Source organism: Cohnella zeiphila, from assembly GCF_014212055.1.
GTDB classification, from domain to species: Bacteria; Bacillota; Bacilli; order Paenibacillales; family Paenibacillaceae; genus Cohnella; species Cohnella zeiphila.
On the sequence record NZ_JACJVO010000091.1, the window covers coordinates 1 to 752 of the forward strand.

The window sequence follows — 752 nt, forward strand, 5'->3', positions numbered from 1 at the left end:
CTTCACGTACGTAGCGGCGCCGACGATTACGGGGCTTAGTCCAACTTCCGGTCCGGATTTTGGCGGCACATCGGTGACGATCACGGGGACCAACTTGTCTGGCGTAACGGACGTGAGCTTCGGGGGAGTTCCTGGAATGAACTTGACTGTCGTTTCGCCGACTACGTTGGTTGTGTCGGCGCCAACAGGCACGGCGGGGGCGGTCGACGTTGTCGTAACGTCACCAGGCGGCAGCGCAACTGCAATAGGAGCCTTCTCGTATATTGTAGGACCATAATGCTTCGACCACCGAAAGAATTGGGATTGTGAAAGTAGGTAATAGGTTGTCTCAGACGTAAGCATTTATAAGTTCCTTTGCTGAATACTAACCAAGAAGCGCGAGTCAGAAGGCTACAGAGCCTTTGAAACTCACGCTTTTTGGTCTTTTGATGCCTATTGGAGCTGGAGCATTTTTTGAGCAGGCTGAAGCCGCCTAACTCTCTAAGGGGAGATGTTGGATGACAATAAAATTATCCAATTTAAAGCCGCGATAATTGCGGATTTCTTATTTATGTGGTCAAGTCCATGCCATTGGGTGATTTCAAGATCTTGATTTCATTCCCGAGGGATATCAAGAATTTAAACTCATACCCTAGACATCGTAAGGAAGATACGTAATATCGGTGACCAGCTTTTGCAGAGGGCGGTCGCGTGAAATTGCCGCTTCAGCAAGTGTTCCGTTACTTGCGCAGGCTGACCTGTCTGCTTCCGTT

At 49.3% G+C, this 752-nt stretch carries 1 protein-coding gene; it reads left to right on the top strand.

The features are described from left to right. Nucleotides 1-25: 25 nt before the first annotated feature. Nucleotides 26-277: an IPT/TIG domain-containing protein gene (locus H7C18_RS36180; protein ID WP_420481911.1), complete on the top strand. Its 252-nt coding sequence runs from the start codon at nt 26-28 to the stop codon at nt 275-277. Nucleotides 278-752 lie beyond the last annotated feature (475 nt).